General features: G+C 60.4%; 23 protein-coding genes and 1 riboswitch. Of the genes, 7 read left to right on the plus strand and 16 right to left on the minus strand.

What is annotated here, in order from left to right:
* Positions 1–159 precede the first annotated feature (159 nt).
* A complete protein-coding gene (locus HFD92_RS05690) occupies positions 160–1758 on the plus strand; it encodes an inorganic phosphate transporter (RefSeq protein ID WP_167428474.1) in 1599 nt (532 codons plus the stop codon).
* 12 nt (positions 1759–1770) lie between these two features.
* On the opposite strand, the gene HFD92_RS05695 is transcribed toward HFD92_RS05690, so the two are convergent.
* The 4 genes from HFD92_RS05695 to HFD92_RS05710 all read right to left on the minus strand — a co-directional run bounded on the left by HFD92_RS05695 (position 1771) and on the right by HFD92_RS05710 (position 5957).
* Entirely contained in the window at positions 1771–2961 is a 1191-nt protein-coding gene (locus HFD92_RS05695; RefSeq protein ID WP_150029438.1) for an MFS transporter, read from the minus strand.
* 70 nt (positions 2962–3031) lie between these two features.
* Positions 3032–3982, minus strand: coding sequence for a tRNA dihydrouridine(16) synthase DusC (dusC, locus tag HFD92_RS05700; RefSeq protein WP_111207707.1), 951 nt, complete (start codon positions 3980–3982; stop codon positions 3032–3034).
* 2 nt (positions 3983–3984) lie between these two features.
* A complete protein-coding gene (gene rhlE, locus HFD92_RS05705; RefSeq protein WP_111207708.1) occupies positions 3985–5346 on the minus strand; it encodes an ATP-dependent RNA helicase RhlE in 1362 nt (453 codons plus the stop codon).
* Positions 5347–5564: 218 nt separating this feature from the next.
* Entirely contained in the window at positions 5565–5957 is a 393-nt protein-coding gene (locus HFD92_RS05710; RefSeq protein WP_009091318.1) for a YbhQ family protein, read from the minus strand.
* 179 nt (positions 5958–6136) lie between these two features.
* Here HFD92_RS05710 and HFD92_RS05715 point away from each other — a divergent pair, with 179 nt between their 5' ends.
* Genes HFD92_RS05715 through HFD92_RS05725 form a run of 3 tightly spaced genes read left to right on the plus strand, consistent with a single transcriptional unit; the run spans position 6137 to position 9107 of the window.
* Positions 6137–6898, plus strand: a complete 762-nt coding sequence (locus HFD92_RS05715; RefSeq protein WP_009091319.1) for an endonuclease/exonuclease/phosphatase family protein — start codon at positions 6137–6139, stop codon at positions 6896–6898.
* Complete coding sequence (gene clsB / locus HFD92_RS05720; RefSeq protein ID WP_058958320.1) at positions 6895–8139, plus strand: cardiolipin synthase ClsB; 1245 nt, start codon at positions 6895–6897, stop codon at positions 8137–8139. The genes HFD92_RS05715 and clsB overlap by 4 nt, the downstream gene beginning before the upstream one ends.
* Entirely contained in the window at positions 8139–9107 is a 969-nt protein-coding gene (locus HFD92_RS05725; protein WP_009091322.1) for a lysylphosphatidylglycerol synthase domain-containing protein, read from the plus strand. The genes clsB and HFD92_RS05725 overlap by 1 nt, the downstream gene beginning before the upstream one ends.
* 84 nt (positions 9108–9191) lie before the next feature.
* Here the strand turns inward: HFD92_RS05725 and HFD92_RS05730 are convergent, their stop codons facing one another.
* Together HFD92_RS05730 and HFD92_RS05735 are read right to left on the minus strand one after the other, a co-directional pair.
* On the minus strand, positions 9192–9899 hold the full coding sequence (locus HFD92_RS05730) for a Bax inhibitor-1/YccA family protein (RefSeq protein ID WP_167428475.1): 708 nt from the start codon (positions 9897–9899) through the stop codon (positions 9192–9194).
* A 103-nt stretch (positions 9900–10002) separates the two neighbouring features.
* On the minus strand, positions 10003–11097 hold the full coding sequence (locus HFD92_RS05735) for a DUF1615 domain-containing protein (protein ID WP_058958322.1): 1095 nt from the start codon (positions 11095–11097) through the stop codon (positions 10003–10005).
* A gap of 106 nt (positions 11098–11203) precedes the next feature.
* Here HFD92_RS05735 and HFD92_RS05740 point away from each other — a divergent pair, with 106 nt between their 5' ends.
* Positions 11204–11989 carry an OBAP family protein gene (locus HFD92_RS05740; RefSeq protein ID WP_058958323.1) on the plus strand — a complete coding sequence of 262 codons (786 nt, stop codon included), beginning with the start codon at positions 11204–11206 and terminating at the stop codon, positions 11987–11989.
* Positions 11990–11996: 7 nt separating this feature from the next.
* Here the strand turns inward: HFD92_RS05740 and moaE are convergent, their stop codons facing one another.
* The 5 genes from moaE to moaA all read right to left on the minus strand — a co-directional run bounded on the left by moaE (position 11997) and on the right by moaA (position 14693).
* Positions 11997–12449, minus strand: coding sequence for a molybdopterin synthase catalytic subunit MoaE (gene moaE, locus HFD92_RS05745; RefSeq protein ID WP_167428476.1), 453 nt, complete (start codon positions 12447–12449; stop codon positions 11997–11999).
* Position 12450: 1 nt separating this feature from the next.
* A complete protein-coding gene (gene moaD, locus HFD92_RS05750; RefSeq protein ID WP_009091327.1) occupies positions 12451–12696 on the minus strand; it encodes a molybdopterin synthase sulfur carrier subunit in 246 nt (81 codons plus the stop codon).
* Positions 12689–13174 (minus strand): cyclic pyranopterin monophosphate synthase MoaC, encoded by a 486-nt coding sequence (gene moaC / locus HFD92_RS05755; protein WP_111207711.1) that lies wholly within the window; start codon positions 13172–13174, stop codon positions 12689–12691. Before moaC ends, moaD begins: the two co-directional genes overlap by 8 nt.
* Before the next feature lie 2 nt (positions 13175–13176).
* The gene (gene moaB, locus HFD92_RS05760) at positions 13177–13692 is read right to left on the minus strand and encodes a molybdenum cofactor biosynthesis protein B (RefSeq protein WP_009091329.1); all 516 of its coding nucleotides are present in this window, start codon (positions 13690–13692) and stop codon (positions 13177–13179) included.
* A 14-nt stretch (positions 13693–13706) separates the two neighbouring features.
* Entirely contained in the window at positions 13707–14693 is a 987-nt protein-coding gene (gene moaA, locus HFD92_RS05765) for a GTP 3',8-cyclase MoaA (protein ID WP_111207713.1), read from the minus strand.
* Positions 14683–14816: riboswitch (molybdenum cofactor riboswitch) on the minus strand. Its footprint overlaps the gene before it by 11 nt.
* A 203-nt stretch (positions 14817–15019) precedes the next feature.
* Between moaA and yvcK the strand changes: the two genes are divergently transcribed.
* The gene (yvcK, locus tag HFD92_RS05770) at positions 15020–15943 is read left to right on the plus strand and encodes a uridine diphosphate-N-acetylglucosamine-binding protein YvcK (protein WP_009091333.1); all 924 of its coding nucleotides are present in this window, start codon (positions 15020–15022) and stop codon (positions 15941–15943) included.
* On the opposite strand, the gene uvrB is transcribed toward yvcK, so the two are convergent.
* Positions 15927–17948, minus strand: coding sequence for an excinuclease ABC subunit UvrB (gene uvrB / locus HFD92_RS05775; RefSeq protein WP_009091335.1), 2022 nt, complete (start codon positions 17946–17948; stop codon positions 15927–15929). The genes yvcK and uvrB overlap by 17 nt on opposite strands.
* A gap of 893 nt (positions 17949–18841) precedes the next feature.
* On the opposite strand from uvrB, the gene HFD92_RS05780 reads away from it, so the two are divergent.
* Positions 18842–19564, plus strand: a complete 723-nt coding sequence (locus tag HFD92_RS05780) for an ABC transporter ATP-binding protein (protein ID WP_009091339.1) — start codon at positions 18842–18844, stop codon at positions 19562–19564.
* Positions 19565–19627: 63 nt separating this feature from the next.
* Here the strand turns inward: HFD92_RS05780 and bioD are convergent, their stop codons facing one another.
* Genes bioD through bioB form a run of 4 tightly spaced genes read right to left on the minus strand, consistent with a single transcriptional unit; the run spans position 19628 to position 23217 of the window.
* Positions 19628–20299, minus strand: a complete 672-nt coding sequence (gene bioD / locus HFD92_RS05785) for a dethiobiotin synthase (protein WP_046101450.1) — start codon at positions 20297–20299, stop codon at positions 19628–19630.
* Complete coding sequence (gene bioC / locus HFD92_RS05790) at positions 20296–21051, minus strand: malonyl-ACP O-methyltransferase BioC (protein ID WP_009091341.1); 756 nt, start codon at positions 21049–21051, stop codon at positions 20296–20298. The genes bioD and bioC overlap by 4 nt, the downstream gene beginning before the upstream one ends.
* The gene (gene bioF, locus HFD92_RS05795) at positions 21035–22186 is read right to left on the minus strand and encodes an 8-amino-7-oxononanoate synthase (RefSeq protein ID WP_167428477.1); all 1152 of its coding nucleotides are present in this window, start codon (positions 22184–22186) and stop codon (positions 21035–21037) included. The genes bioC and bioF overlap by 17 nt, the downstream gene beginning before the upstream one ends.
* Positions 22186–23217, minus strand: a complete 1032-nt coding sequence (gene bioB / locus HFD92_RS05800; RefSeq protein WP_009091343.1) for a biotin synthase BioB — start codon at positions 23215–23217, stop codon at positions 22186–22188. The genes bioF and bioB overlap by 1 nt, the downstream gene beginning before the upstream one ends.
* Positions 23218–23280 lie beyond the last annotated feature (63 nt).

Consider the following 23280-nt stretch of genomic DNA (forward strand, 5'->3'; position numbering starts at 1 on the left):
CTGTCGCTGGCTTTTTTATTGCCCGCGCTACACCGCCCGACCCGCCCTCTCCGGCTAAATTCCCTGCCTGCCCATCATTTTTCTGTCATAGAAAGCGCGTATCACACAGCGATAACCCGGTGCAAATCAGCATCCGCTATCCGCCACATGAGGTACACCATGAGCGAAAACAGTCTCCCCTCATCCGTCCGGGGCCGCCCCGATTTCAGTGGCAAAGGCAGTCGCTTCAGTAAACCGCTGTTTTTTATTCTGCTGGTCGCGGGTCTCGCGTTCGCCGGTCTCAACCTGATCAGTGACGTTGAAGAGACCAACATGCCGGTCACCAGCCTCCTGCCCTTCTTTATGCTGGGCCTGGCGCTGCTGATTGCGCTCGGCTTTGAGTTCGTCAATGGCTTTCACGACACCGCCAATGCCGTCGCCACGGTGATCTATACCCATTCGCTGACGCCCGGCGTCGCCGTGGTCTGGTCCGGTTTCTGTAATTTTATGGGCGTGCTGCTCTCCAGCGGCGTGGTGGCGTTTGGCATTATCTCGCTGCTGCCGGTGGAGCTGATCCTGCAGGCCAGCAGCGGCAACGGCTTCGCGATGGTCTATGCACTGCTCTTTTCCGCCATTATCTGGAATCTCGGCACCTGGTATTTTGGCCTGCCTTCCTCGTCATCACATACCCTGATTGGCTCCATCATCGGCGTCGGCGTCGCCAACGCGATGCTGCACGGGCGCAACGGCCTGAGCGGCGTGGACTGGGATCAGGCGCTGAAGGTGGGCTATGCCCTGCTGCTCTCGCCGGTGGTGGGTTTCGTCTTTGCCGGGCTGCTGCTGTGGGTCATGAAACGCTTTATCCGCAATCGCCAGCTTTACCGTGCGCCACAGAGCGATCAGCCGCCGCCGGTCTGGATCCGCGGCCTGCTGATCCTGACCTGTACCGGCGTCTCCTTTGCACACGGCTCTAACGACGGGCAGAAAGGGATGGGACTGATTATGCTGATCCTGGTCGGCACCATGCCGATCGCCTACGCCCTGAACCGATCGCTGCCCGCCGACCAGATCCCCCGCGTGGCCGCGCTGACCGAAGTCACCGCGCATCAGCTGCGCCAGCTGCAACCGGCGGCGGCACACCCTCCGGCGGCCCGCGACGTGCTGACCGGCTTTGTCGGCAGCAACCGGATGAACAGCGAGGTGTTACCGGCGCTGGCGATGACGCTCAATGAAGTGGGTGATGAGATTCGCCGCTATGGCTCGATGGATAACATTCCGGCGCAGGCGGTGACCAACACCCGCAACCAGATGTATCTGGCATCAGAGTCGATCAAGCATCTTCAGACCGCAAAGGTCACGCTGCCGCAGGAGACGGAACGTAATCTGAAAGCCGTGAAAAGCGAACTCGACAGCGCCACCCGCTTTATTCCGATGTGGGTAAAAGTGGTGGTGGCGATTGCGCTGGGGCTTGGCACGATGGTGGGCTGGCGGCGGATTGTGGTCACGGTGGGAGAACGCATCGGCAAAACCCATCTCAGCTATGCGCAGGGCGCCAGCGCCGAGCTGGTGGCGATGGCGACCATTGGCGCGGCGGACGGTTTCGGTTTACCGGTTTCCACCACCCATGTGCTCTCCTCGGGCGTGGCGGGCACCATGGCGGCCAATCGCTCCGGCCTGCAGCTTGCCACGCTGCGCAACCTGGCGGTCGCCTGGGTCTTAACCCTGCCGGTCTCCGTTCTGCTCTCCGCCCTGCTCTACTGGCTGTTTACCCGTTTCTGATGACCCGGCGGCTCACCCGCTGGTGAGCCGCTGCTGAGCGCAGAGCCGCAGGGTAATCAGCAGCGCACCCAGGACCATGATCGCCGCCGCGAGGTAGACCGACTGCATGCCCCAGTGTCCGATAAAGAGTCCCGCCACCGGGCCGGTTAAGCCCAGCCCCAGATCGAGAAAGGCGGAGTAGGTGCCGAGCGCCGATCCCTGATCCTGACGCTCAACCCGCTTAACGGCTTCCACCCCCAGGGCCGGAAAGACCAGCGAAAAACCGCTGCCGGTCAGAAACGCCCCCGCCCCCACCAGCCAGGCGCTGTCCGCCTGCCAGATCAGTAGCAGTCCCACACACTCCAGCAGAAAGGAGAACAGCGAGACGCGCAGTCCGCCAAAACGGGTGATAAAGCGCCCGAAGCCGAGACGCACCAGCACAAAGCCCAGGCTGAACAGCGTCAGCGCATAGGCCGCGCCCTGCCAGTTGCGGCTGGCAAAGTAGAGGGTAATGAAGGTGGCAATCACACCAAAGCCGATGGTGCCGAAGCCCAGCGCCAGACCGTAGAGCCAGACGCGGGAAAAGACGCGATGAAACGGAATGCGCTCGCCCAGGCTGACGGTGACGGCGGGTTTGCGGCTCGCCATCAGATAGCCAGCTATCCCCATCACCGCAATCAGGCCAGCAAAGCCGCTCATGCCGAACTGACCGTTGAGCATCACGCCCAGCGGTGCGCCCACCGCCATCGCCAGATAGGTGGCGACGCCGTTCCAGGAGATCACGCGGGCGGTCTGCAGCGGCCCGACGATGTTCATGCCCCACAGGGTGGAGCCGGTGCTGCTGAAGCTTTCGCCCACCCCAAGAAACAGCCGTCCGACAGCCAGCAGCGTCAGGCTCAGCCATGGCCAGCTGCTCAGCAGGGCGGCGACGATGGTCAGCACCCCGCTCATGCCGCAGCAGAGCAGCCCCAGCATCACCACGCGTTTAGGGCCAAGCCGGTCGGCCAGACGGCCCGACTGAGGACGGCTGAGCAGCGTCGCGAAATACTGAATACTGATAATCAGCCCGGCGATGAATGAGCTGAAGCCGAGGTGATTTTTGACAAAGCCAGGCAGCACAGCCAGCGGCAAGCCGACGGAGAGATAGCAGAAGAAGGTGAAAACGATAACGGAAAGGATACGTTTGTTGAGCTGGCTGTTGCTCAACACGGCGGTGTCAGACATAGCAGAGTTGCGGTGAAGGAAATTTGGCTCACTATACCGTCAGGCCGCTAAGGGGTCGCCTGATTTTTTATCACAAACCATGAACCGTCGCGTGACGATCGATCGCCTGTGCAATATCGTCCGACGATTTTAACGCCCGGATTTCGCTGAACAGGCCATCCGCTTCTGCATACGCTTTGCGCAGATAGCCAAGCCACTGTTTGATGCGCGCGACGTGATAGAGTCCGGTGTCACCCTGCTTTTCCAGCCGGCTATATTTCTGCAACAGGCGCACCACCTCAGGCCAGGCCATTGGCGGCTCGTTATATTTGACCACCCGGCTCAGGTTAGGGATGTTCAGCGCACCGCGGCCAATCATCACCGCATCGCAGCCGGTGACCGCCATACAGTTCTGCGCGCTCTGCCAGTCCCAGATTTCACCGTTAGCAATCACCGGAATGCGCAGCCGCTGACGAATCTCGCCAATCGCCTGCCAGTTGATCGCCTCGGCACGATAGCCCTCTTCCTTGGTTCGTCCATGCACCACCAGCTCACTGGCTCCCGCCTGCTGTACAGCATCGGCGATCTCCAGACTGCGGGCGCTGGAATCCCAGCCGAGCCGCACTTTCACCGTGACCGGTAAGTCAGCAGGCACCGCTTCACGCATCGCTTTCGCGCCGCGATAGATCAGATCGGGATCTTTAAGCAGGGTCGCCCCGCCTCCGCTTCCGTTGACCAGCTTAGAGGGACAACCGCAGTTGAGATCCACCCCCCAGGAGCCCAGCGCCACCGCACGGGCGGCGTTCTCGGCTAACCATTCGGGATGCTGCCCCAGCAGCTGCATCCGCACCCGCGTGCCGGAAGGCGTGCGGCTGTTGTTATGCAGCTCGGGGCAGAGACGATAAAAGGATTTTACCGGCAGCAGCTGATCGACCACGCGCAAAAACTCGGTGATGCAGAGATCGTAGTCGTTCACTTCCGATAACAGCTGGCGCACCAGCGAATCAAGCACGCCCTCCATCGGCGCCAGTAAAACCCTCATACTCAGACGTTCCCGGTGCGCTTCGGTGCCGGACGACGCGGTCGGGAAGCGGGCTTGTCGCCCTGAGGCGCAGGCTGTCCCTGACGACGAGGCTGAGAACGCTTGTCGCCGGATGAACGTGGTGCACCTGCACCCTGTCCGCCCTGACCACGACCGCGCGCGCCGCCTGCACCGCCGCGCGACTGCTGCTGGCGACCGTTGATGATAGGCTCTGCTTTGATGCTCGGATCGGGTTCATAACCCGGAATCGCCAGGCGCGGGATTTCACGCTTCAGCAGGCGTTCGATATCACGCAGCAGTTTATGCTCATCGACGCAGACCAGTGACAGTGCCGCACCGGTGGCCGCCGCACGGCCGGTACGGCCAATACGGTGCACATAATCTTCGGCGACGTTGGGCAGCTCATAGTTGACCACGTGTGGCAGCTCTTCGATATCCAGGCCACGCGCCGCGATATCGGTCGCTACCAGCACGCGGATCCCGCCAGATTTAAAGTCAGCCAGCGCACGGGTACGGGCACCCTGGCTCTTGTTGCCGTGGATCGCGGCGGCGGTGATGCCATCTTTGCCCAGCTGCTCGGCAAGGTGGTTAGCGCCATGCTTGGTTCGGGTAAAGACCAGCACCTGCTGCCAGTTCCCTTCGCCAATCAGCTGCGACAGCAGTTCCCGCTTGCGCTTCTTATCCACGAAATGCACCTGCTGAGCAACCTGTTCAGAGGCGGTGTTGCGGCGCGCCACTTCCACCATTTCCGGGTTGGTCAGCAGTTTTTCAGCCAGGCCTTTGATCTCATCAGAGAAGGTGGCCGAGAAGAGCAGGTTCTGACGCTTAGCCGGCAGGCGCGCCAGCACGCGACGGATGTCGTGGATAAAGCCCATATCGAGCATACGGTCCGCTTCATCCAGCACCAGAATTTCGACCTTAGAGAGGTCAACCGCATTCTGATGCGCCAGATCCAGCAGACGACCCGGTGTCGCCACCAGCACGTCGACGCCGCCACGCAGTTTAACCATCTGCGGATTGATGCTGACGCCACCAAACACCACCATCGACCGCAGCGGGAGATATTTGCTGTAGTCACTGACGTTTTCGCCGACCTGCGCCGCGAGTTCGCGGGTCGGGGTCAGGATCAGGGCGCGCACCGGGCGACGGCCGCGCACCGGCGTGGTGGTCGCAGAGAGTTTTTCAAGCAAAGGTAAGGTAAAGCCGGCCGTCTTGCCGGTGCCGGTCTGGGCGCTCGCCAGCAGATCGCGGCCTGCCAGCACCACAGGAATCGCCTGGCGCTGGATAGGTGTAGGTTCGCTGTAGCCTTGTTCGGCGACCGCGCGCAAAATATCGGCACTCAGGCCGAGAGAGTCAAAAGACATTACGTGATTTACTCCGGTCCGCTCTGTCCGTGATTCACGGTGTAGTTTTCAGAGGGATAGTGACGGCAGCTGGGGCTGACGCGTGAAAAGGGCACAAACTACGATGCGTAAGCGGGCGAGTGTAGCAGCTTTAGAGCAAGTGTGCGAGATAGCTCACATTTACACACACATCTTCCCTGCCCCATAAACAGGAAGGCCACCTTTCGGTGGCCTTCAACTTAGCTACGTTTTTTTTCGATGCGCCGTGGCGGTTCTTTCGCCAGCAGCGACACCAGCGCCGGACCCAGCAACATCACCACGCCGAGGCACGCCAGCAGCAGGTTGTTGTGGTAGATCCGCGACACCAGGAACAGTGTCATCATGGCAGCGCCAAAGTAGTAAGTGGTGGTCGCTTCTTCAAGATAATCGCCAAGGGTCCGTAAACGGGCGATGCGCTGTGTTGCCAGCATGGCAACAAAAACCAGTGCGTAGACGGCCACCAGCGTGCTGCAGACATCGACCAGGGCCTTGTGCTTCCAGCCCCAGATCAGCGCAGCGATCACCAGCAGATGCATAGCGATATGCATGTACGTCTGACCCGTGATGATTTGAATACGATTAGACCATTTCATTCAGTTCTCCTGGCAGACCCAACAGGTCGCCCAAGTGCTACCGGCACAAGCCGGAAACGGTTTCCTCAATGTAAAACAATTTTCGGATAACGCCTTAATTATCGCCCTCTCTCACCACCCATTTGTGACAAAGACTACACTTTGATTCTGGTGATGATGAAAAGGAGTGCGTCGCGAGTATGCCACAAAACACGCAAGGATTTTCAATAAAAGTCCTGACGATCAATACACACAAGGGTTTTGCCCCGTTTAATCGCCGCTTCATCCTGCCGGAATTACGCGAAGCCGTTCGCGCAACGTCGGCGGATGTGGTCCTTCTGCAGGAGGTGATGGGCACGCATGCCATCCATCCGCTTAACCATGACGCGTGGCCCGAGGCGCCACACTATGAGTTTCTGGCCGACACCATGTGGAACGATTTCGCCTACGGGCGCAATGCGGTCTACCCGGAAGGACATCACGGCAATGCCGTGCTGTCGCGCTTTCCGATTGCAGAGTATGAGAACCGGGATATCTCGGTGGCGGGCAGTGAGAATCGCGGCATGCTGCACTGTCAGATCGCCCTGCCCGAGCCGCATGGCACGCTGCACGTTATCTGCGTGCACCTTGGCCTGAAGGCCTCGCACCGCCGCGCGCAGATGAAGATGATATGTGAAATGGTCACCTCGCTGCCGCCCGACGCGCCGGTTGTGGTGGCGGGTGATTTTAACGACTGGCAACGACGCGCTAACGCGATCTTAAAACAGGGCGCAGGCCTGAAAGAGGTATTCAGCATGAAAACCGGACGCCCGGCGCGCACCTTCCCGGCGCGCTTCCCGATTCTGCGGCTCGACCGCATCTATGTGCGCAATGCCACCGTCACTCATCCGTGGGCGCTGCCGCGTAAGCCGTGGTCCCATCTCTCCGACCATGCGCCGCTGGCCGTGGAGATTCACCTATGAATTTCAGCTGGCAGGAAGGCAACCGGCTGCTGTTGCTGGAAAATGGTGAGGCGTTTTTCCCGCGCGTCTTTGGTGCGATACAGCGGGCCGAGCGCACGGTGCTGATTGAAACCTTTATTCTGTTTGAGGATGAGGTCGGCAATGCCCTGCATCGCGAACTGCTGGCGGCGGCCCAGCGCGGGGTACGGGTTGAAATCATGGTGGATGGCTACGGCTCCGCCGAACTCTCCGACACCTTTGTGAACAGCCTGACCAGCGCGGGCGTGCGCTTCATCTACTACGATCCGCGCCCGCTGGTGATGGGCATGCGTACTAACGTGTTCCGCCGCCTGCACCGCAAAACCGTGGTGGTGGATGACGTGGTGGCCTTTGTGGGCGGCATCAACTTCTCTGCCGAGCACAACACCGACTACGGCCCCGAGGCCAAGCAGGATTATGCGGTGCAGGTCAAAGGACCAGTGGTGGGCGACATCGCCCGCTATCTGCAGCAGGCGATTGGCAGTGAACAGCCTACCCGCCGCTGGTGGGGGTCGCGGTCTCACCGTCCGGCGGTCAATGCCAGGCCCGGCGATGCCCAGGTGCTCTATGTCTATCGCGACAATGACGAACATCGCGACGACATCGAAATGCACTACCTTGAGATGCTGCGCGAGGCGAAGCGGGATGTGATTATCGCTAACGCCTACTTCTTTCCCGGCTACCGGCTGTTGCGTGAGATGCGCAACGCGGCGCAGCGCGGCGTCAGGGTGCGGCTGATTGTGCAGGGCGAGCCGGATATGCCAATTGTGAAAGTGGGCGCGGAGTTGCTCTACAACTATCTGGTCGATGGCGGGGTTGAAGTCTATGAATATATCCGTCGTCCGCTGCACGGCAAGATCGCGGTGAAGGACGATCAGTGGGCTACCGTCGGCTCCAGCAATCTCGACCCGCTCAGCCTGTCACTCAACCTGGAAGCCAACCTGATCATTCACGACCGGCCGTTTAACCAGACGCTGCGTGACAACCTTGAAGCGCTACTGGCAAATGATTGTCAGCGGGTGCAGGAGGATCGTCTGCCCCCACGCAACTGGTGGCAGCTCAGCAAAAGCGTGGTGGTCTTCCACTTCCTGCGCCATTTCCCGGCTATTGCGGGCTGGTTACCGGCGCACACACCGCGGCTGGCCCAGGTGGCTGCCCCGGTGCAGCCCGAGATGGAGACACAGGATCGCGTAGAAGCCGACAACCAGGGAGCAAAATCCTGATGGCAAAAAAACATCCACGCTGGCAACTGGCAAAAAAGATCCTCACCGTGCTGTTCTTTATCGCGGTGGTGGTGCTGCTGGTGGTTTATGCCCGCAAAGTGAACTGGGAAGATGTTTATGACGTCATCGTTAACTATAACCGCTTTGTGGTGCTGACCGCCGCCGGACTGGTGGTGCTGAGTTACCTGGTCTACGGCTGCTATGACCTCATCGGGCGCGCCTACTGCGGACATAAGCTGGCGAAGCGGCAGGTCATGCTGGTGTCATTTATCTGTTACGCCTTTAACCTGACGCTGAGCACCTGGGTCGGCGGTGTGGCGATGCGCTACCGGCTCTACTCCCGTCTGGGACTCGACAGCGCCACCATCACACGCATCTTCTCCCTGAGCATCGCCACCAACTGGCTGGGCTACATTCTGCTGGCTGGCGTGGTGTTCAGTGCGGGCATGGTCTCCATCCCCAGCGGCTGGTTTATCGGTGAGACTACCCTGCGGCTGATCGGTGTGGTGCTGCTGGTGCTGGTGGCGATCTACCTCTGGGCCTGTGCCTTCTCGAAGCAGCGACGCTGGACGGTCAAAGGGCAGACGCTGCAGCTCCCCTCGCTGCGTATGGCGCTGCTGCAGTTTGGCGTATCCTGCGCTAACTGGATGGTGATGGGGGCGATTATCTGGCTACTGCTGGGACGCGATGTCGGCTATCCGATGGTGCTGGGCGTGCTGCTGATCAGCAGTATTGCCGGGGTGATCATTCATATTCCGGCGGGGATTGGCGTGCTGGAGGCGGTCTTCCTGGCACTGCTCAGCGGTCAGCACGCGTCGCATGGCACCATTATCGCGGCGCTGCTCGCCTATCGCGTCCTCTATTTCATCCTGCCGCTACTGCTGGCGCTGGTGCTCTATCTGGTTCTGGAGAGCCGGGCGAAGCATCTGCGCCAGAAGAACGAGCAGAAGCTTCAGAAGTCATCATAAAACGGGGGAGGCGCAACCGGTGCGCCTCCCCCTTTACATCTCAGCCGTTCAGCGCGGTGCTGGCCGCGAAACGGGTAGCCTGATTCAGCGACGGTTGCCCATAATCCGCAGCAGCATCAGGAAGAGATTGATGAAGTCCAGATAGAGCGTTAACGCCCCCATGATCGAGTAGCGACGCAGGTTTTCCGTGTCGCACGCATCAATCTGCTCACCAATATTTTTCAGCTTCTGGGTGTCATAGGCGGTCAGGCCGACAAACACTACCACTCCGATGTAGGTAATCGCCCACATCAGCGCCGGGCTCTTCAGCCAGAAGTTCACCAGCGACGCCAGCAGGATGCCGATCAGCGCCATAAACAGCAGACTGCCAAACCGGCTCAGATCGCGTTTGGTGGTGTAGCCGTAGAAGCTCATCGCGCCAAACATCCCGGCGGCGACAAAGAAGGTGCTGGCGATGGAGGAGTAGGTGTAAACCAGGAAGATGCTGGCCATCGTGACGCCGGTCAGCGCCGAATAGAGCATAAACAGCCCGGTCGCCACCGCCCCGCTCAGGCGATGCACCATGCCTGACAGGAAGAACACCAGCGCCAGCTGCGCGATAATCAGCCCGAAGAAGGTGATCCGGTTGGCGAAGACCAGCTCCATGACCGCAGGCGTACGTGCAGCGAACCAGGAGACAAACGCCGTCAGCAGCAGACCACAGGTCATCCAGCCATACACCTGGGCCATGTAAGCCTGAAGCCCGCGCGAGGCGGGTTGAACGATAGAATCATGTCGTGGATATCGATCCATGATGCACCTCTTGATAAAGGGATGAGTAGTAAGACGCTCCACAGGGAGCCCTGTCAGATTTAAGTGTGGCACAGCTCAGCTCAACTGTGCCACAACATGCCGTTTAACGCCGCGACAGGCACTGCTGATAACGGCTGTCGACGCGCTGCGCAAACCACGCCGTCGTAAGATTGCGGGTAATTTTCGGGCTCTCCAGCTTAATGCCCGGCAGCATTTCACGCGGCAGCTTACGGCCCGCCATTTTATCCGCCAGGGTAAAGACCTGCTTCCAGAGTTCGCTGTCGCTGAACGACGCTTTCTCCCCTTTCTCCAGATCGCGTCGGATGGCGCTGTTGCTCATGTCGATCTGCTTCGACAGGGTGCGCACCGCCAGTTCGGTGCCGCCCGCCGCGTCTGAGCCATAGAGGATCAGATCGCCATCCAGCGCCAGCTTCATCCCGGTCGCCTTCGCCACCGCCGCCTGGAACGCCGCGTTGCGACTGGCGTACCAGCCCGCATTGAAGTCCGCGAAGCGGTAGAGCGGCTGGCTGTAGTCAGCCGGGTAGCCAAGCAGGTGCATTGTGCCGAAGTAGATCCCGCCGTGACGGGTAAAGACTTCACGCCGGATCGTGCCATCAACCGGCCACGGGTAGCCTTTGGCATGCGCCTCGGCAAAGGCAATGCTGACCTGCATCGGCCCGCCCGTGTGGATCGGATTGAGATTGCCAAACAGCGTCTGGCCCATCGGCACCATGTCGATCAGGTCATCAAAGATGGCGCTCAGCTCTTTTTCACTGCGCACTTTGTCGAGCCGCGCCGCGTAACTTTCGCCGGTCGGGGATTTAATCAGCAGCGCCGTGCGCACCAGAAAAGCCGGCACATGGACTTTGGCCGCCCGGCGATTGATCTCACCCCAGGCGATTTTAGGCAGGCCGGGCACGGCCGCCTCGGCGCTGAAGTTGCTCTCCTGATCCGCCACGGCGATCACCGCGCAAAGGTTGCTGGCGCTGGGATCGATCTGCTGGGTGCGGAAAGAGGTGTAGATATCGTCGCTCCATGCCGCTTTGTTGCTGACATGCGACGGCAGCAGCCGCTGAATTTGTGCTTTCACATCCTCAGGCTGCCGGACCGGCGCCTCGGGGGTTTTCTTGCTGCTACAGCCCGCCAGCACCAGCGCGGCGACCAGTGTCAGACGTTGCAGAATCGGGGTGGATGACATGCCTGTCCTCAGAATGAACCAAAACCCTACTCTATCATCGCCAGCGTTTCACAGGCAGGCGGGAACTGAACTAAGGTTACCTTTTTTAACGTTAAAGGAACTTACGATGTTTAAACTCTGGCCTGTTGCGGCGTTCAGCCTGTTATTAACCGGCTGCGGCGCCAATAATACGCCTGCTCAGGTGCAGTCACCGGGCGCGCCCACCTCCTCCTCGCTGAAGCTGCTGGAGACCGGCGCCAGTGTGATGCAGTCACGACCGCCGATTGAGGCGATCAACACCTATCTGGATGGCTTCCATTTTTACAATGGTGACCAGAACGGTCAGATGGAGGCACACCACTACGTCACCGTGCTGAACGAGGATGTGATGCAGGCGGTGATCTATGACGGCAATACCCGCGACGCGCGGCTGATGGGGGTGGAGTACATCATCAGCGAACGGCTGTTCAACACCCTGCCCCCGGAGGAGAAGAAGCTGTGGCACAGCCACCAGTATGAGGTGAAGTCGGGCACGCTGATTGCGCCGGGCTTACCGGCCAGCGCCGATCACGCCCTGATGAAACGCATCGTGAATACCTACGGGAAAACCTGGCACACCTGGCATACCGATCGCGATAAAACGCTGCCGCTCGGCATTCCGGCACTGATGATGGGCTTTACGGCGGATGGTCAGATGGATTCCCGGCTGCTGGCCGACCGCGATCGCCGCTTCGACGTCGACAGCAAAGCGATTCGCGCCCGGCGCGCCGATATCGTGGCGCACCCGGCGGCGGCGGGTGCGAATGCGTGGCAGCAGGGCCAGGTGATCCAGCTGAAGCGGACGACGGGCGGCGGTGAGCACAGTCACGGCCAGACCCGCTTTGGCCCGGCGGAGCAGCTGAAGCAGCCGTAGTTCCGCGCTACTCCCAGCGCTGAGCGGCCTGGTGATCGCTGTCGCGGGCATCCACCCAGCGGTCACCCTGCTCTGTCGCTTCGCGTTTCCAGAAGGGCGCGCGCGTTTTCAGGTAATCCATGATGAATTCGGCGGCGGAAAAGGCGCTGCCGCGATGGGCGCTGGTCACGCCGACCAGCACGATTTCATCGCCGGGAAACAGCTCGCCGACGCGATGGATCACCGTGACGCGCTGCAGCGGCCAGCGTTCACGCGCCGCCGCCACGATCTCCTGCAGTGCTTTCTCGGTCATACCGGGATAGTGCTCCAGCGTCAGCGCCGCCACATCACTCCCCAGATTGTGGTTGCGGACTTTGCCGGTAAAGGTCACGACCGCGCCATCTTCCTCACAGGCGGCCAGCCAGCGATACGCTTCCGCCATGTCAAACGGCGCGGGCCCGACGCGAATCTGCGTGTCCATCTCAGCCTCCGGTCACGGGCGGGAAAAAGGCCACTTCATCCCCGGCGTGCAGGGGATGCGTCATCGGCACCAGCGTCTGATTGACCGCCGCCAGCAGCTTACCCGACGCCAGCGCCAGCGCCCAGCGGTCGTCCCGTGCAGCGAGGGATGCGCGCAGTGCCGCCACGTCCGGATAGTCCGCGCTGACCTCCAGTGCGGCCGTGCCGGTCAGCTCGCGCACCTGGGCAAAAAACAGCACCTTAATCATGGGCCACCGCCTGAAAATCGCCGCTTTTGCCACCGCTCTTGCTGATTAAACGCAGCTGATCGATGACGATATCTTTCTGCACCGCTTTGCACATGTCGTAGATAGTCAGCGCGGCCACCGAAGCCGCGGTCAGCGCCTCCATCTCCACGCCGGTTTTGCCACTCAGGCGGCAGAGCGAGGTGATGCGGACCCGGCTGTGTGCCGGTTCTGCTTCGAGGTTCACTTCCACTTTGCTCAGCATCAGTGGATGGCAGAGCGGAATCAGCTCCCAGGTGCGTTTCGCCGCCTGGATACCGGCGATGCGGGCGGTGGCAAAGACATCCCCTTTATGGTGGCTGCCCTCGATAATCATCTGCAGCGTTTCCGGCTGCATCAGCACCAGCACTTCTGCCCGCGCTTCGCGCACGGTTTCAGCCTTGGCGGAGACATCAACCATGTGCGCTTCGCCCGCGGCGTTAATGTGTGTAAGTTGAGACATGCTTATTGTTTCTTCAGATGTGAGACAAAATTACAGGGCGCGGTGCGCGCATCGATCTGATCGGCAATGATGCGCTCCCAGGCGGTACGGCAGGCGCTGGTCGAACCCGGCACGGCCAGAATCAGCGTCTGATTCGCCAGACCGGCAATGGCGCGTGACTGCAGGGTCGAACCGCCAATCTCCTCATAGGAGATCATCCGGAACAGTTCGCCAAATCCCTCAATCTCGCGGTCAAACAGCGGCAGCAGCGCTTCCGGCGTGCTGTTCTTCAGGTTAAACCCGGTGCCGCCGTTCACGATCACCACCTGCACATCGTCACTGGCGATCCAGCGCGACACGGTGGCACGAATGCGATAGAGATTCTCCGGCACGATAGCGTGATCGACCACGCTGTGGCCCGCTTCCGCCGCCGCGCTGCGCAGGTAGTCACCGGAGGTGTCGTTGCTGGCATCGCGACGATCGGAGACCGTCATCACCGCAATCTGCACCGCCTGAAATTCGCTGGCTGGTTTACCCATACTGCCTCCTGAAATTAACCGCCAATGTAAGAGAGATTCTGTGTAATGCCCGTGTTGCCCTGATGGAGAAAATGGGTCTGCTTCTTCTGCCCCAGGCTGCTGGCAATGCGCGCCTGCAGTTCAGCCTGCTGGTCATCCGACGCCAGCAGATCGCGCAGCGGAATGCCGCCGTCGCCAAACAGACAGAGGTGCAGATTGCCCTGCGCGGAGACGCGCAGACGGTTGCAGCTGGCACAAAAATCTTTGGCGTAGGGCATAATCAGGCCGATTTCGCCGACATAATCGGGATGGTAAAAAACCTGCGCCGGGCCGTCACTGCGTTCGCTTTCGCGACGCTGCCAGCCCTGAGCGATCAGCTGGTCGCGGATCACCGCACCGGAAACGTGCTGATCGCGGAACAGTGAACCGCCGTCACCGGTCTCCATCAGTTCGATAAAGCGCAGCTGAATCGGACGGGTGCGGATCCAGTCAAGGAAGGTGGCGAGATTGCGGCTGTTAAGATCGCGCATCAGCACGCTGTTGACTTTCACCTGGCGAAAACCGGCGTCAAAGGCGGCATCGATGCCGCTCATCACCTGATGAAATTTATCCTGACCGGTAATGGCGTGAAACTGGCGGGCATCCAGACTGTCCACGCTGACGTTGAGCGCGGTTAAGCCTGCCTCGCGCCACTGCTTCACGTCACGCGCCAGCCGGTAGCCGTTAGTGGTCACCGCGATCTGACGAATGGCGGCGTTTTCACGCACCGCGGCGATGATGTCGGTGAAATCACGGCGCAGCGACGGCTCACCCCCGGTCAGCCGCACTTTTTCCGTGCCGGCTGCCGCAAAGGCCCGCGTGACACGGCGGATTTCATCCAGAGAGAGAAAGCTTTTGTTACGAATTCCCTGCGGCTTGTAGCCGTCCGGGAGACAGTAGGTACAGCGGAAATTGCAGACATCCGTGACCGACAGGCGCAGGTAATAGAACTTACGCGCGTATGCATCAGTAAATTGTGACACCAGAACACCTTTCCAGATTGGGAGATGCAGTCATTTCTTCCTGCACCCTGGCAGCTCGATGGCTACGGCCTGAACCCCCTATCCGCAGACTTAGGCATTCAGGCTTGAGTGTACGCTGACCCGTTGATCAGCGCGGTAAACATGATGGTAGCGTGATTCACGCCACTCTTCCATTCGCTGTTTTCGCTATATATTCTTATACATATCGAATTTTCACCGCATTTTCGCGACAGGATACGTTAAAATGCCCGCCTGATTTTGACGTAAGTCATCCGCGCGGGCTTAGCGTTTAGAGCCTCGCCACGCGAAAGGAAGTAAGGAGAAGTATGAATCGCACACTGGCCGATCTTGATCGCGTTGTGGCACTGGGTGGCGGACACGGTCTGGGCCGCGTGATGTCTGCCCTTTCCCCGCTGGGCTCGCGTCTCACCGGCATTGTCACCACCACCGACAACGGCGGTTCAACCGGCCGTATCCGCCGTTCCGAAGGCGGGATCGCCTGGGGAGATATGCGCAACTGCCTGAACCAGCTGATTACCGAACCCAGCGTCGCCTCTGCGATGTTTGAGTATCGTTTCGCCGGTAATGGCGAACTGGCCGGGCACAACCTGGGTAACCTGATGCTGCGCGCGCTGGATCATCTCAGCGTGCGCCCGCTGGAGGCGATCAACATCATCCGCAACCTGCTGAAGGTGGATGCCTTTTTAATCCCGATGTCGGAGCAGCCGGTGGATCTGGTGGCGATGGATGCGGAAGGCAACATGGTTTACGGCGAAACGGCGATTGACGAGATGAAGCAGCCGCCGCAGGAGCTGATGCTGCATCCCAATGTCCAGCCCACGCGGGAAGCGCTGCAGGCGATTGGTGAGGCGGATCTGATCCTGATCGGGCCGGGCAGCTTTTACACCAGCCTGATGCCGATCCTGCTGATGGATGAGATGGCGCAGGCGCTGCGGCGCACGCCCGCCACCATGGTCTTTATCGGCAATCTGGGCCGCGAGCTCAGCCCCGCCGCCGCCAGCCTGTCGGTGGCTGACAAACTGGCGATGATGGAGCGTTACATCGGCAAGCGAGTGATTGATGCGGTGGTGGTCAGCCCGGCGGTCGATACCCGGGGGATTGACGATCGGCTGATCGTCCGTGAACCGCTGGAGGCCGCCGACATTAAATATCGTCACGACCGCCAGCTGCTCAGGGTGGCGCTGGAACACGCCATTCAGGGTTTTAACGGCGCTATGAGGCCGCAATAAACAGCGTACGCAGCTCATGCAGCTGGTCGCGCACATTCGCCGCCTGCTCGAACTCCAGGTTCTGCGCATGCTGCTGCATCTGTCCCTCCAGCTCGTGGATTTTCTTCTGCAGCGCCTGAGGCGTTAAGGTCAGCAAATCGGCCTGAGCCTGCGCTTCGCCCGGGCGGGCCGGTCTGGCTTTGCCACGGGTTTTCACCACGTTGTTGCCGAGTTCCAGAATATCGGTGATCTTCTTGTTGAGGCCCTGCGGCACGATGCCATTCTTTTCATTGTGCAGCTGCTGCTTCTCACGTCGGCGTTCGGTCTCTTCAATGGCGCGCGCCATCGACGGCGTGATTTTATCGCCGTAGAGAATCGCCTTACCGTTGACGTTTCGTGCCGCACGACCAATGGTCTGGATCAGGGAACGTTCTGAACGCAGGAAGCCCTCTTTATCCGCATCCAGGATCGCGACCAGCGACACTTCCGGCATATCCAGCCCCTCACGCAGTAAGTTGATGCCCACCAGCACATCAAACTCACCCAGACGCAGGTCGCGGATGATCTCCATACGTTCCACCGTATCGATATCGGAGTGCAGATAGCGCACCTTCTCGCCATGCTCTGTCAGGTATTCGGTGAGATCTTCCGCCATGCGTTTGGTCAGCACCGTCACCAGGATACGTTCATTGGCCGCCACGCGCTGACGGATCTCCGACAGCAGATCGTCAACCTGGGTGCCGACCGGACGCACTTCGATGATCGGATCGAGCAGACCGGTCGGACGCACCACCTGATCGACCACTTCATTGCCCGATTTTTCCAGCTCATATTTACCCGGCGTCGCCGACACGTAGATGGTCTGGGGCGCCAGCGCCTCAAACTCTTCAAACTTCATCGGACGGTTATCCAGCGCCGACGGCAGACGGAAGCCATACTCCACCAGCGTCTCTTTACGCGCCCGGTCGCCTTTGTACATGCCGCCAATCTGCGGAATGGTGACGTGGGACTCATCCACCACCAGCAGGCCATCGGCAGGCAGATAGTCAAACAGCGTTGGCGGCGCTTCGCCCGGCCCGCGGGCAGAGAGATAGCGTGAATAGTTTTCGATGCCGGAGCAGTAGCCCAGCTCGCTCATCATCTCCAGATCAAACTGGGTACGCTGGGTGATACGCTGCTCTTCCAGCAGTTTGTTGTTCTCCAGCAGCACCCGCCGGCGATCCGCCAGCTCCACTTTGATCTCTTCCATCGCCTGCAGGATGCGCTCGCGCGGCGTGACGTAGTGGGTTTTAGGGTAGATGGTAAAGCGCGGCACCACCGACTCAATCTGGCCGGTCAGCGGGTCGAACAGCGACAGCCGCTCAACCTCTTCGTCAAACAGCTCTACGCGCAGCGCAATGTCATCCGACTCCGCCGGGAAGATATCGATCACCTCGCCGCGTACCCGGAAGGTCCCGCGCTGGAACGCCTGGTCGTTTCGCGTGTATTGCAACTCTGAGAGACGACGCAGAATACTGCGCTGATCGATGATCATGCCGCGGGTCAGGTGCAGCATCATTTTCAGATAGAGATCGGGGTCGCCCAGACCGTAGATCGCGGAGACGGACGCCACCACGATCACATCCCGCCGCTCCAGCAGCGCCTTGGTGGCCGACAGACGCATCTGTTCGATGTGCTCATTCACCGAGGCATCTTTTTCGATAAAGGTGTCGGAGCTGGGCACATAGGCTTCAGGCTGATAGTAGTCGTAGTAAGAGACGAAGAACTCCACGGCGTTATCCGGGAAAAACTCTTTCATTTCGCCATAAAGCTGGGCGGCCAGCGTCTTATTGGGCGCCAGCACCATGGTCGGACGGTTGAGGTCGGCAATCACGTTGGCGACGGTAAAGGTTTTACCGGAGCCGGTTACCCCTAATAAGGTCTGATGGGCCAGTCCATCCTCCAGTCCCTCTTCCAGGCGACGGATCGCCTCAGGCTGATCGCCTGAAGGTTTAAAGGCAGAGTTTAATTTAAAGGCTTTGCTCATGAATGCATTTCCTGCTGGAGAAGTCGGCGGGCAGGCACTTATTTTACTCGGCTATGGTGATTTTGCCAGAAAATAATACTGGATATAAAAACAGTAATGGTGCAATGTTAACCCCGTTGCGGTTCCGCTCACCTCTCTGGCGCGCGATGAAAATCCAGGCGAAGCGTGTTGCGCAAGGTTATCCCCAGGCAGAGATCGGATTTAACATTTGTCAATAGAGCGTCACAAAATTACAGTCTGGTTACCTGACAGAGAAATCGCAGGCTTGTTTTTTAATAAAATACTGATTTTACTGGCTTTAGCTTATGAGGCCAGAATCTCGTCATTATGTTACCAGGCCCCGTATTTCCTCGCTTCCAACTGGTTTTCATTACCTAATGCACAAGGTTATCCACAGGAATAGTGGATAAGTGATGGCAGCCCCGCCGCCATCAGCTGTGTATAGTTTTTCCCTGCCCTTCTGACACCGCGAAAATAATTTTTTTTCCGTTAAATTTCGCGCCCGCGGCTGGCGGAATAGTCTGCATTTTTAATCCTTCCCCCCGCTGGCCAGGCAAATTTCCGGGCGCCGACTAGAATTCTTAATCAGATTCGTTGCCTTCTCAGAGCACGCCTGCACCAGGAACAGCGCCGCCAGGCACTGCAAAAGTGCAGGTGCGTAATGACCGTGGGGAATTGATAAGTTTTTCTCACCTTTCCTTCCCCGAAAGCAGGCACAGCAGCAGAAAACAGGGCCGTTTTAAGATCTGGCCTGGGAATTGCAGGACTCTCTGGCACCAACGCGCACCAGGCGCACTGAGCTGCAACGGCGACAGGGCCGCTGCTGATGACTTGTTTGCCAGACGACAGAGAGCGGAAGCATTCAGGCTAATGATCGGGAAGGAGAGTGTCAGATGCTGAGTTTACGTTCGGTGAATCAATTTTACGGTCAGAACCACATTCTCTGGGATGTGGACCTCGATCTGGCGCCTGGCACCTGCACCGGCGTTCTGGGCCGGCCCGGCATGGGCAAAACGACGCTGGTGAACTGCATCATGGGCAGACTGCCTATCAACAGCGGCTCTATCTCCTGGAAGGAAGATGGCTCCCCGCCGGAAGATCTGCTGCTGCAACCGGCTGAACAGCGGGCACAGATGGGGATCGGCTACGTGCCGCAGGGCCGCCATATTTTTACCCAGATGAGCGTGGAAGATAACCTGCTGATCGCCCTGCTGGCGGGTGCCAGTCAGCACGATCGCCATCGCGCCATTCCTGAAATGGTGTTCGATCTCTTTCCGGCACTCTATTCGCTGCGCCAGCAGCGCAGCGGCGATCTGCCTGTCGATCAGCAGCAACAGCTGGCCCTGGCGCGTGCGCTGGTGCTGCAACCTAAACTGCTGATTCTCGATGAACCCACCGACGGCATGTCGCCGTGGCTGGAGGAGGAGATGGGCAATCTGATCCGGCGGCTTAACCTCGACTACGGGCTGACCATTCTTCTGCTGGAGCAGCGCCTGTCGCTAATCCGCCGCGTGGCAGACTACTTTCTGCTGCTGCACCGCGGTCGCAATGTGGCGCACGGCAGCATGGCGCAGCTTGACGACTACACCGTCGATAAATGGCTGACGGTGGCCTGAGGCAAAACCGGTTGCGGCGGGCAGAGCCACCGCTGGCCGCAGTGACGGCCGGCCCGGGTCCGCTTATTCAGGCAGCGTCAGGTAGTGTCCACAGGCAGCCTGCTGCGCCTCATCCGTGAGATAGGGGATCGTGCCCAGACAGGGGGCAGGCAGGCGCTGTTTCAGGCTGGCGAGATAGTGCTGATAGCGTTTGCCCGGTGGCTCGATGGTATTCGCGATCCAGCCTGCCAGGGGCAGCCCGCGCGCCCGTACCGCCTCTGCGGTGAGCAGCGCATGGTTGATGCAGCCCAGCTTAATCCCCACCACCAGAATCACCGGCAGCTGTTCGCTGACTACCCAGTCCGCATAGGTGTGCGTCTCCGACAACGGGGTGTACCAGCCCCCGGCCCCCTCGACCAGAATCCAGTCCGCCAGCGGCTCCAGTGCCGCCAGACCGGCCGACAGCGCCAGATGGGTAATCGGCCTGCCCTCTTCCGCGCTGACGATGTGCGGCGATGTCGGTTCCATAAAGGCCAGCGGATTGACCTGCTGGTACGTTAACGCGACGCTGCTGTAACGCTGCAGGGCCAGCGCATCGCTGTTGCGGATGCCCTCCGGCGTCATCTCACAGCCCGACGCCACCGGCTTATAGCCCGCACAGCGGAAGCCTGCGGCGGCGGCGGCCTGCAACAGCGCGCCGCTGGCGACCGTTTTGCCGACTTCGGTGTCGGTGCCGGTGATAAACAGGCGTTTCATGATGCACTTACTCCATAAATTAAATGATAACTCAGGCGGTAGCCGTGCCGGTCGCGCGGCCAGTGCGCCTCTAACCGGCTGAGGCGTTGCCGGGTTAACACCTGGCCGTCACGCCCCTGATGCAGATGGGTCGCGCCAATGCCCTTCAGTGAGCGCATGGCGCTGAGCGCATCGGGAAAATGGATCGTCACCCGCTCCGAGGTGCAGCGCAGCGGCCAGGCATGGCAGGCGGCGGCAATCTGCGCCTCGCTGAGAAAGCGATTGGCATGCGGCAGTGCGTCCAGATGTGACCAGGCTTCATGCACCTCCTGCAGCGAATCGTCCCCCAGGGTGGAAAAGAGCAGCGTGCCGCCGGGACGCAGCACCCGCCGGAACTGGGCCAGCGCCTGCGGCAGATCGTCACTCCACTGCACCGCCAGGTTGCTCCAGACCAGGTCAAAGCTGTTGTCCGCCAGCGGCAGCGCATCAATGTCCCCCGCCAGATAGTGCTGCGCCGCGTCGTTGCGGCGTGCCTGTTGCAGCATCTGCGGGGAGAGATCCAGCGCCGTAACCTGTTTGCCGCGCGCGCGCCAGAGCCGGCTGTACCAGCCGGTGCCACAACCGGCATCCAGCAGGTGCAGACCACTGTCGACCGGGGCGTGTGCCAGCAGGGCATCGCCGCTCAGACGCTGCAGGGCGGCATGCGCATCGTAGTGGCTCGCCGCCCGGCCAAAAGCGCGTGCGACCGCCTGTTTGTCAACCTGCAGCGTCATGCAGTGCCTCCAGTAGCCGATCGATATCCTCAGGGCGATGTGCCGCCGTCAGGGTGATGCGCAGCCGGGCGGTACCCGGTGGCACGGTAGGCGGCCGGATAGCGCTCACCCAGCAGCCCGCCTCAGCCAGCCGCGCAGAGAGCGCCACCGCCTCGCTGTTTTCACCCACCAGCAGGGGCTGAATCGCACTCTCTGAATCCATCAGCTGCCACGGCAGCGACGCCGCGCCGCGCCGGAAATGGCGGATATTCTGCTGCAGGCGCTGGCGCAGCGCCTCGCCCTGCTGGACTTCATGCAGCGCCGCCTGCAGCGCAAAAGCCTGGGCGGCGGGCATGGCGGTGGAGTAGATCAGATGACGGCTGAACTGCAGAAAGTAGTCGGCGGTGTCGGCATCGCACAGCAGGGCCGCGCCGCTGACGCCAAAGGCTTTGCCGAAGGTGATCACCTGCAGTTCCGGCCGGACGCCCTGCTGCCAGCAGCTGCCGCGCCCCTGCTCACCCACCACGCCAATGCCGTGCGCATCATCCACCAGCAGCCAGCCTCCGGCCTGACGCGTCTGCTGCGCCAGTGCGGCCAGCGGCGCGCTGTCGCCATCCATGCTGAAGATGCCCTCGGTCACCACCAGCGTCTCCCCCTCACAGGGTGAGACGAGCCGCGCCGCCAGACTCTCCGGCGCGTTGTGGCTGAACCGGCGCAGCTGCGCCGGGCTGTGACTGGCCGCGTCGAGCAGAGAGGCGTGGCTGAGTTTATCAGCCAGGATGCGATCGTTTTTCTCCCCCAGCAGATGGATCACCGCCTGGTTAGCTGCGAAACCGGAGATAAAGAGCAGCGCACGCTCATAGCCGAGCCAGTCGGCCAGCTGCGCCTCCAGATCGGCATGCTGCCGGTGATAGCCGGTCACGTGCCCTGAGGCCCCCGCGCCCGCGCCGGTCAGCGCCGCCCCCTGCTGCCAGGCCGCGATCACCGCCGGATGGCGGGTCAGGCCGAGATAATCATTGCTGGAGAAGTGGTGATAGCAGCGACCGCCGCTGTGCAGCGTGCGGGTCGTCTGTTCGTCGATAATCCGTCGCTGCCGCCAGCCGTCGGCCGCACGACGCTGATCCAGCGCCTGCCGGAATCGTTGCTGCCAGCTCATTACAGCGCCGCGTTATAGAACTGTTCCGTGTCGGCATGGAACAGCTGCTCGCTGAGATGCTCTTCCTGCTGCTGATCGCCGTGCTGCGTGTGCGTATGCTCCGGGTTCAGCCCCAGTTTGCGGAACAGCACCCGGTCGGTATCCTCTTCCGGATTAGGTGTGGTCAGCAGTTTGCAGCCGTAGAAAATGGAGTTCGCCCCGGCCATAAAGCACATCGCCTGGGTCTGTTCGTTCATCTGCTCCCGGCCTGCTGAGAGACGCACATGGGAGGTCGGCATCATAATGCGCGCCACCGCGATGGTGCGGATAAAATCGAACGGTTCCACATCGTCGTTATCTGCCAGCGGTGTGCCTTTCACCTTCACCAGCATGTTGATCGGCACGCTCTCGGGTGGCGTCGGCAGATTGGCTAACTGCACCAGCAGACCGGCGCGATCGTTCACGGTTTCCCCGAGGCCGACGATCCCGCCTGAACAGACTTTGATCCCGGCGTCGCGCACTTTGCCCAGCGTATCCAGGCGCTCCTGATAACTGCGGGTGGTGATGATGGAGCCGTAAAACTCCGGCGAGGTGTCGAGGTTGTGGTTGTAGAAATCGAGTCCCGCGCCCGCCAGTCGCTGCGCCTGCTGCTCGCTGAGGGTGCCCAGCGTCATGCAGGTTTCCATTCCCATCGCCTTGACGCCTTCAACCATCTTTTCCAGATAGGGCATATCGCGCTCGTGCGGATTTTTCCACGCTGCCCCCATGCAGAAGCGGGTCGAGCCCGCGGCTTTGGCCTGACGGGCGGAGGTCAGCACCTCTTCCACTTCCATCAGGCGTTCCGACTCCAGGCCGGTCTTGTAGCGCGCACTCTGCGGGCAATATTTACAATCCTCCGGGCAGGCACCGGTTTTGATCGACAGCAGGGTACTGACCTGCACCTGACGCGGGTCGAAGTGCTGACGGTGCACCTGCTGCGCTTTAAACATCAGTTCAAGAAAGGGTTCATCAAACAGCGCTTGCGCCTGTGCAATTGTCCAGCGTTGAGCCATTACTTACTCCAAAAAGGGTGTCATCCCGACAGAAAGCAGGGGTATACTTGTAAACTATATTTT

Source organism: Pantoea sp. EKM101V (assembly GCF_011800325.1).
Lineage (GTDB): Bacteria > Pseudomonadota > Gammaproteobacteria > Enterobacterales > Enterobacteriaceae > Pantoea > Pantoea anthophila.

Excerpts from the sequence above, each read along its gene's own strand:
- HFD92_RS05690 (WP_167428474.1), top strand. The coding sequence starts at position 160 with ATGAGCGAAAACAGTCTCCCCTCATCCGTCCGGGGCCGCCCCGATTTC.
- HFD92_RS05695 (WP_150029438.1), bottom strand. The coding sequence starts at position 2,961 with ATGTCTGACACCGCCGTGTTGAGCAACAGCCAGCTCAACAAACGTATC.
- dusC (WP_111207707.1), bottom strand. The coding sequence starts at position 3,982 with ATGAGGGTTTTACTGGCGCCGATGGAGGGCGTGCTTGATTCGCTGGTG.
- rhlE (WP_111207708.1), bottom strand. The coding sequence starts at position 5,346 with ATGTCTTTTGACTCTCTCGGCCTGAGTGCCGATATTTTGCGCGCGGTC.
- HFD92_RS05710 (WP_009091318.1), bottom strand. The coding sequence starts at position 5,957 with ATGAAATGGTCTAATCGTATTCAAATCATCACGGGTCAGACGTACATG.
- HFD92_RS05715 (WP_009091319.1), top strand. The coding sequence starts at position 6,137 with ATGCCACAAAACACGCAAGGATTTTCAATAAAAGTCCTGACGATCAAT.
- clsB (WP_058958320.1), top strand. The coding sequence starts at position 6,895 with ATGAATTTCAGCTGGCAGGAAGGCAACCGGCTGCTGTTGCTGGAAAAT.
- HFD92_RS05725 (WP_009091322.1), top strand. The coding sequence starts at position 8,139 with ATGGCAAAAAAACATCCACGCTGGCAACTGGCAAAAAAGATCCTCACC.
- HFD92_RS05730 (WP_167428475.1), bottom strand. The coding sequence starts at position 9,899 with ATGGATCGATATCCACGACATGATTCTATCGTTCAACCCGCCTCGCGC.
- HFD92_RS05735 (WP_058958322.1), bottom strand. The coding sequence starts at position 11,097 with ATGTCATCCACCCCGATTCTGCAACGTCTGACACTGGTCGCCGCGCTG.
- HFD92_RS05740 (WP_058958323.1), top strand. The coding sequence starts at position 11,204 with ATGTTTAAACTCTGGCCTGTTGCGGCGTTCAGCCTGTTATTAACCGGC.
- moaE (WP_167428476.1), bottom strand. The coding sequence starts at position 12,449 with ATGGACACGCAGATTCGCGTCGGGCCCGCGCCGTTTGACATGGCGGAA.
- moaD (WP_009091327.1), bottom strand. The coding sequence starts at position 12,696 with ATGATTAAGGTGCTGTTTTTTGCCCAGGTGCGCGAGCTGACCGGCACG.
- moaC (WP_111207711.1), bottom strand. The coding sequence starts at position 13,174 with ATGTCTCAACTTACACACATTAACGCCGCGGGCGAAGCGCACATGGTT.
- moaB (WP_009091329.1), bottom strand. The coding sequence starts at position 13,692 with ATGGGTAAACCAGCCAGCGAATTTCAGGCGGTGCAGATTGCGGTGATG.
- yvcK (WP_009091333.1), top strand. The coding sequence starts at position 15,020 with ATGAATCGCACACTGGCCGATCTTGATCGCGTTGTGGCACTGGGTGGC.
- uvrB (WP_009091335.1), bottom strand. The coding sequence starts at position 17,948 with ATGAGCAAAGCCTTTAAATTAAACTCTGCCTTTAAACCTTCAGGCGAT.
- HFD92_RS05780 (WP_009091339.1), top strand. The coding sequence starts at position 18,842 with ATGCTGAGTTTACGTTCGGTGAATCAATTTTACGGTCAGAACCACATT.
- bioD (WP_046101450.1), bottom strand. The coding sequence starts at position 20,299 with ATGAAACGCCTGTTTATCACCGGCACCGACACCGAAGTCGGCAAAACG.
- bioC (WP_009091341.1), bottom strand. The coding sequence starts at position 21,051 with ATGACGCTGCAGGTTGACAAACAGGCGGTCGCACGCGCTTTTGGCCGG.
- bioF (WP_167428477.1), bottom strand. The coding sequence starts at position 22,186 with ATGAGCTGGCAGCAACGATTCCGGCAGGCGCTGGATCAGCGTCGTGCG.
- bioB (WP_009091343.1), bottom strand. The coding sequence starts at position 23,217 with ATGGCTCAACGCTGGACAATTGCACAGGCGCAAGCGCTGTTTGATGAA.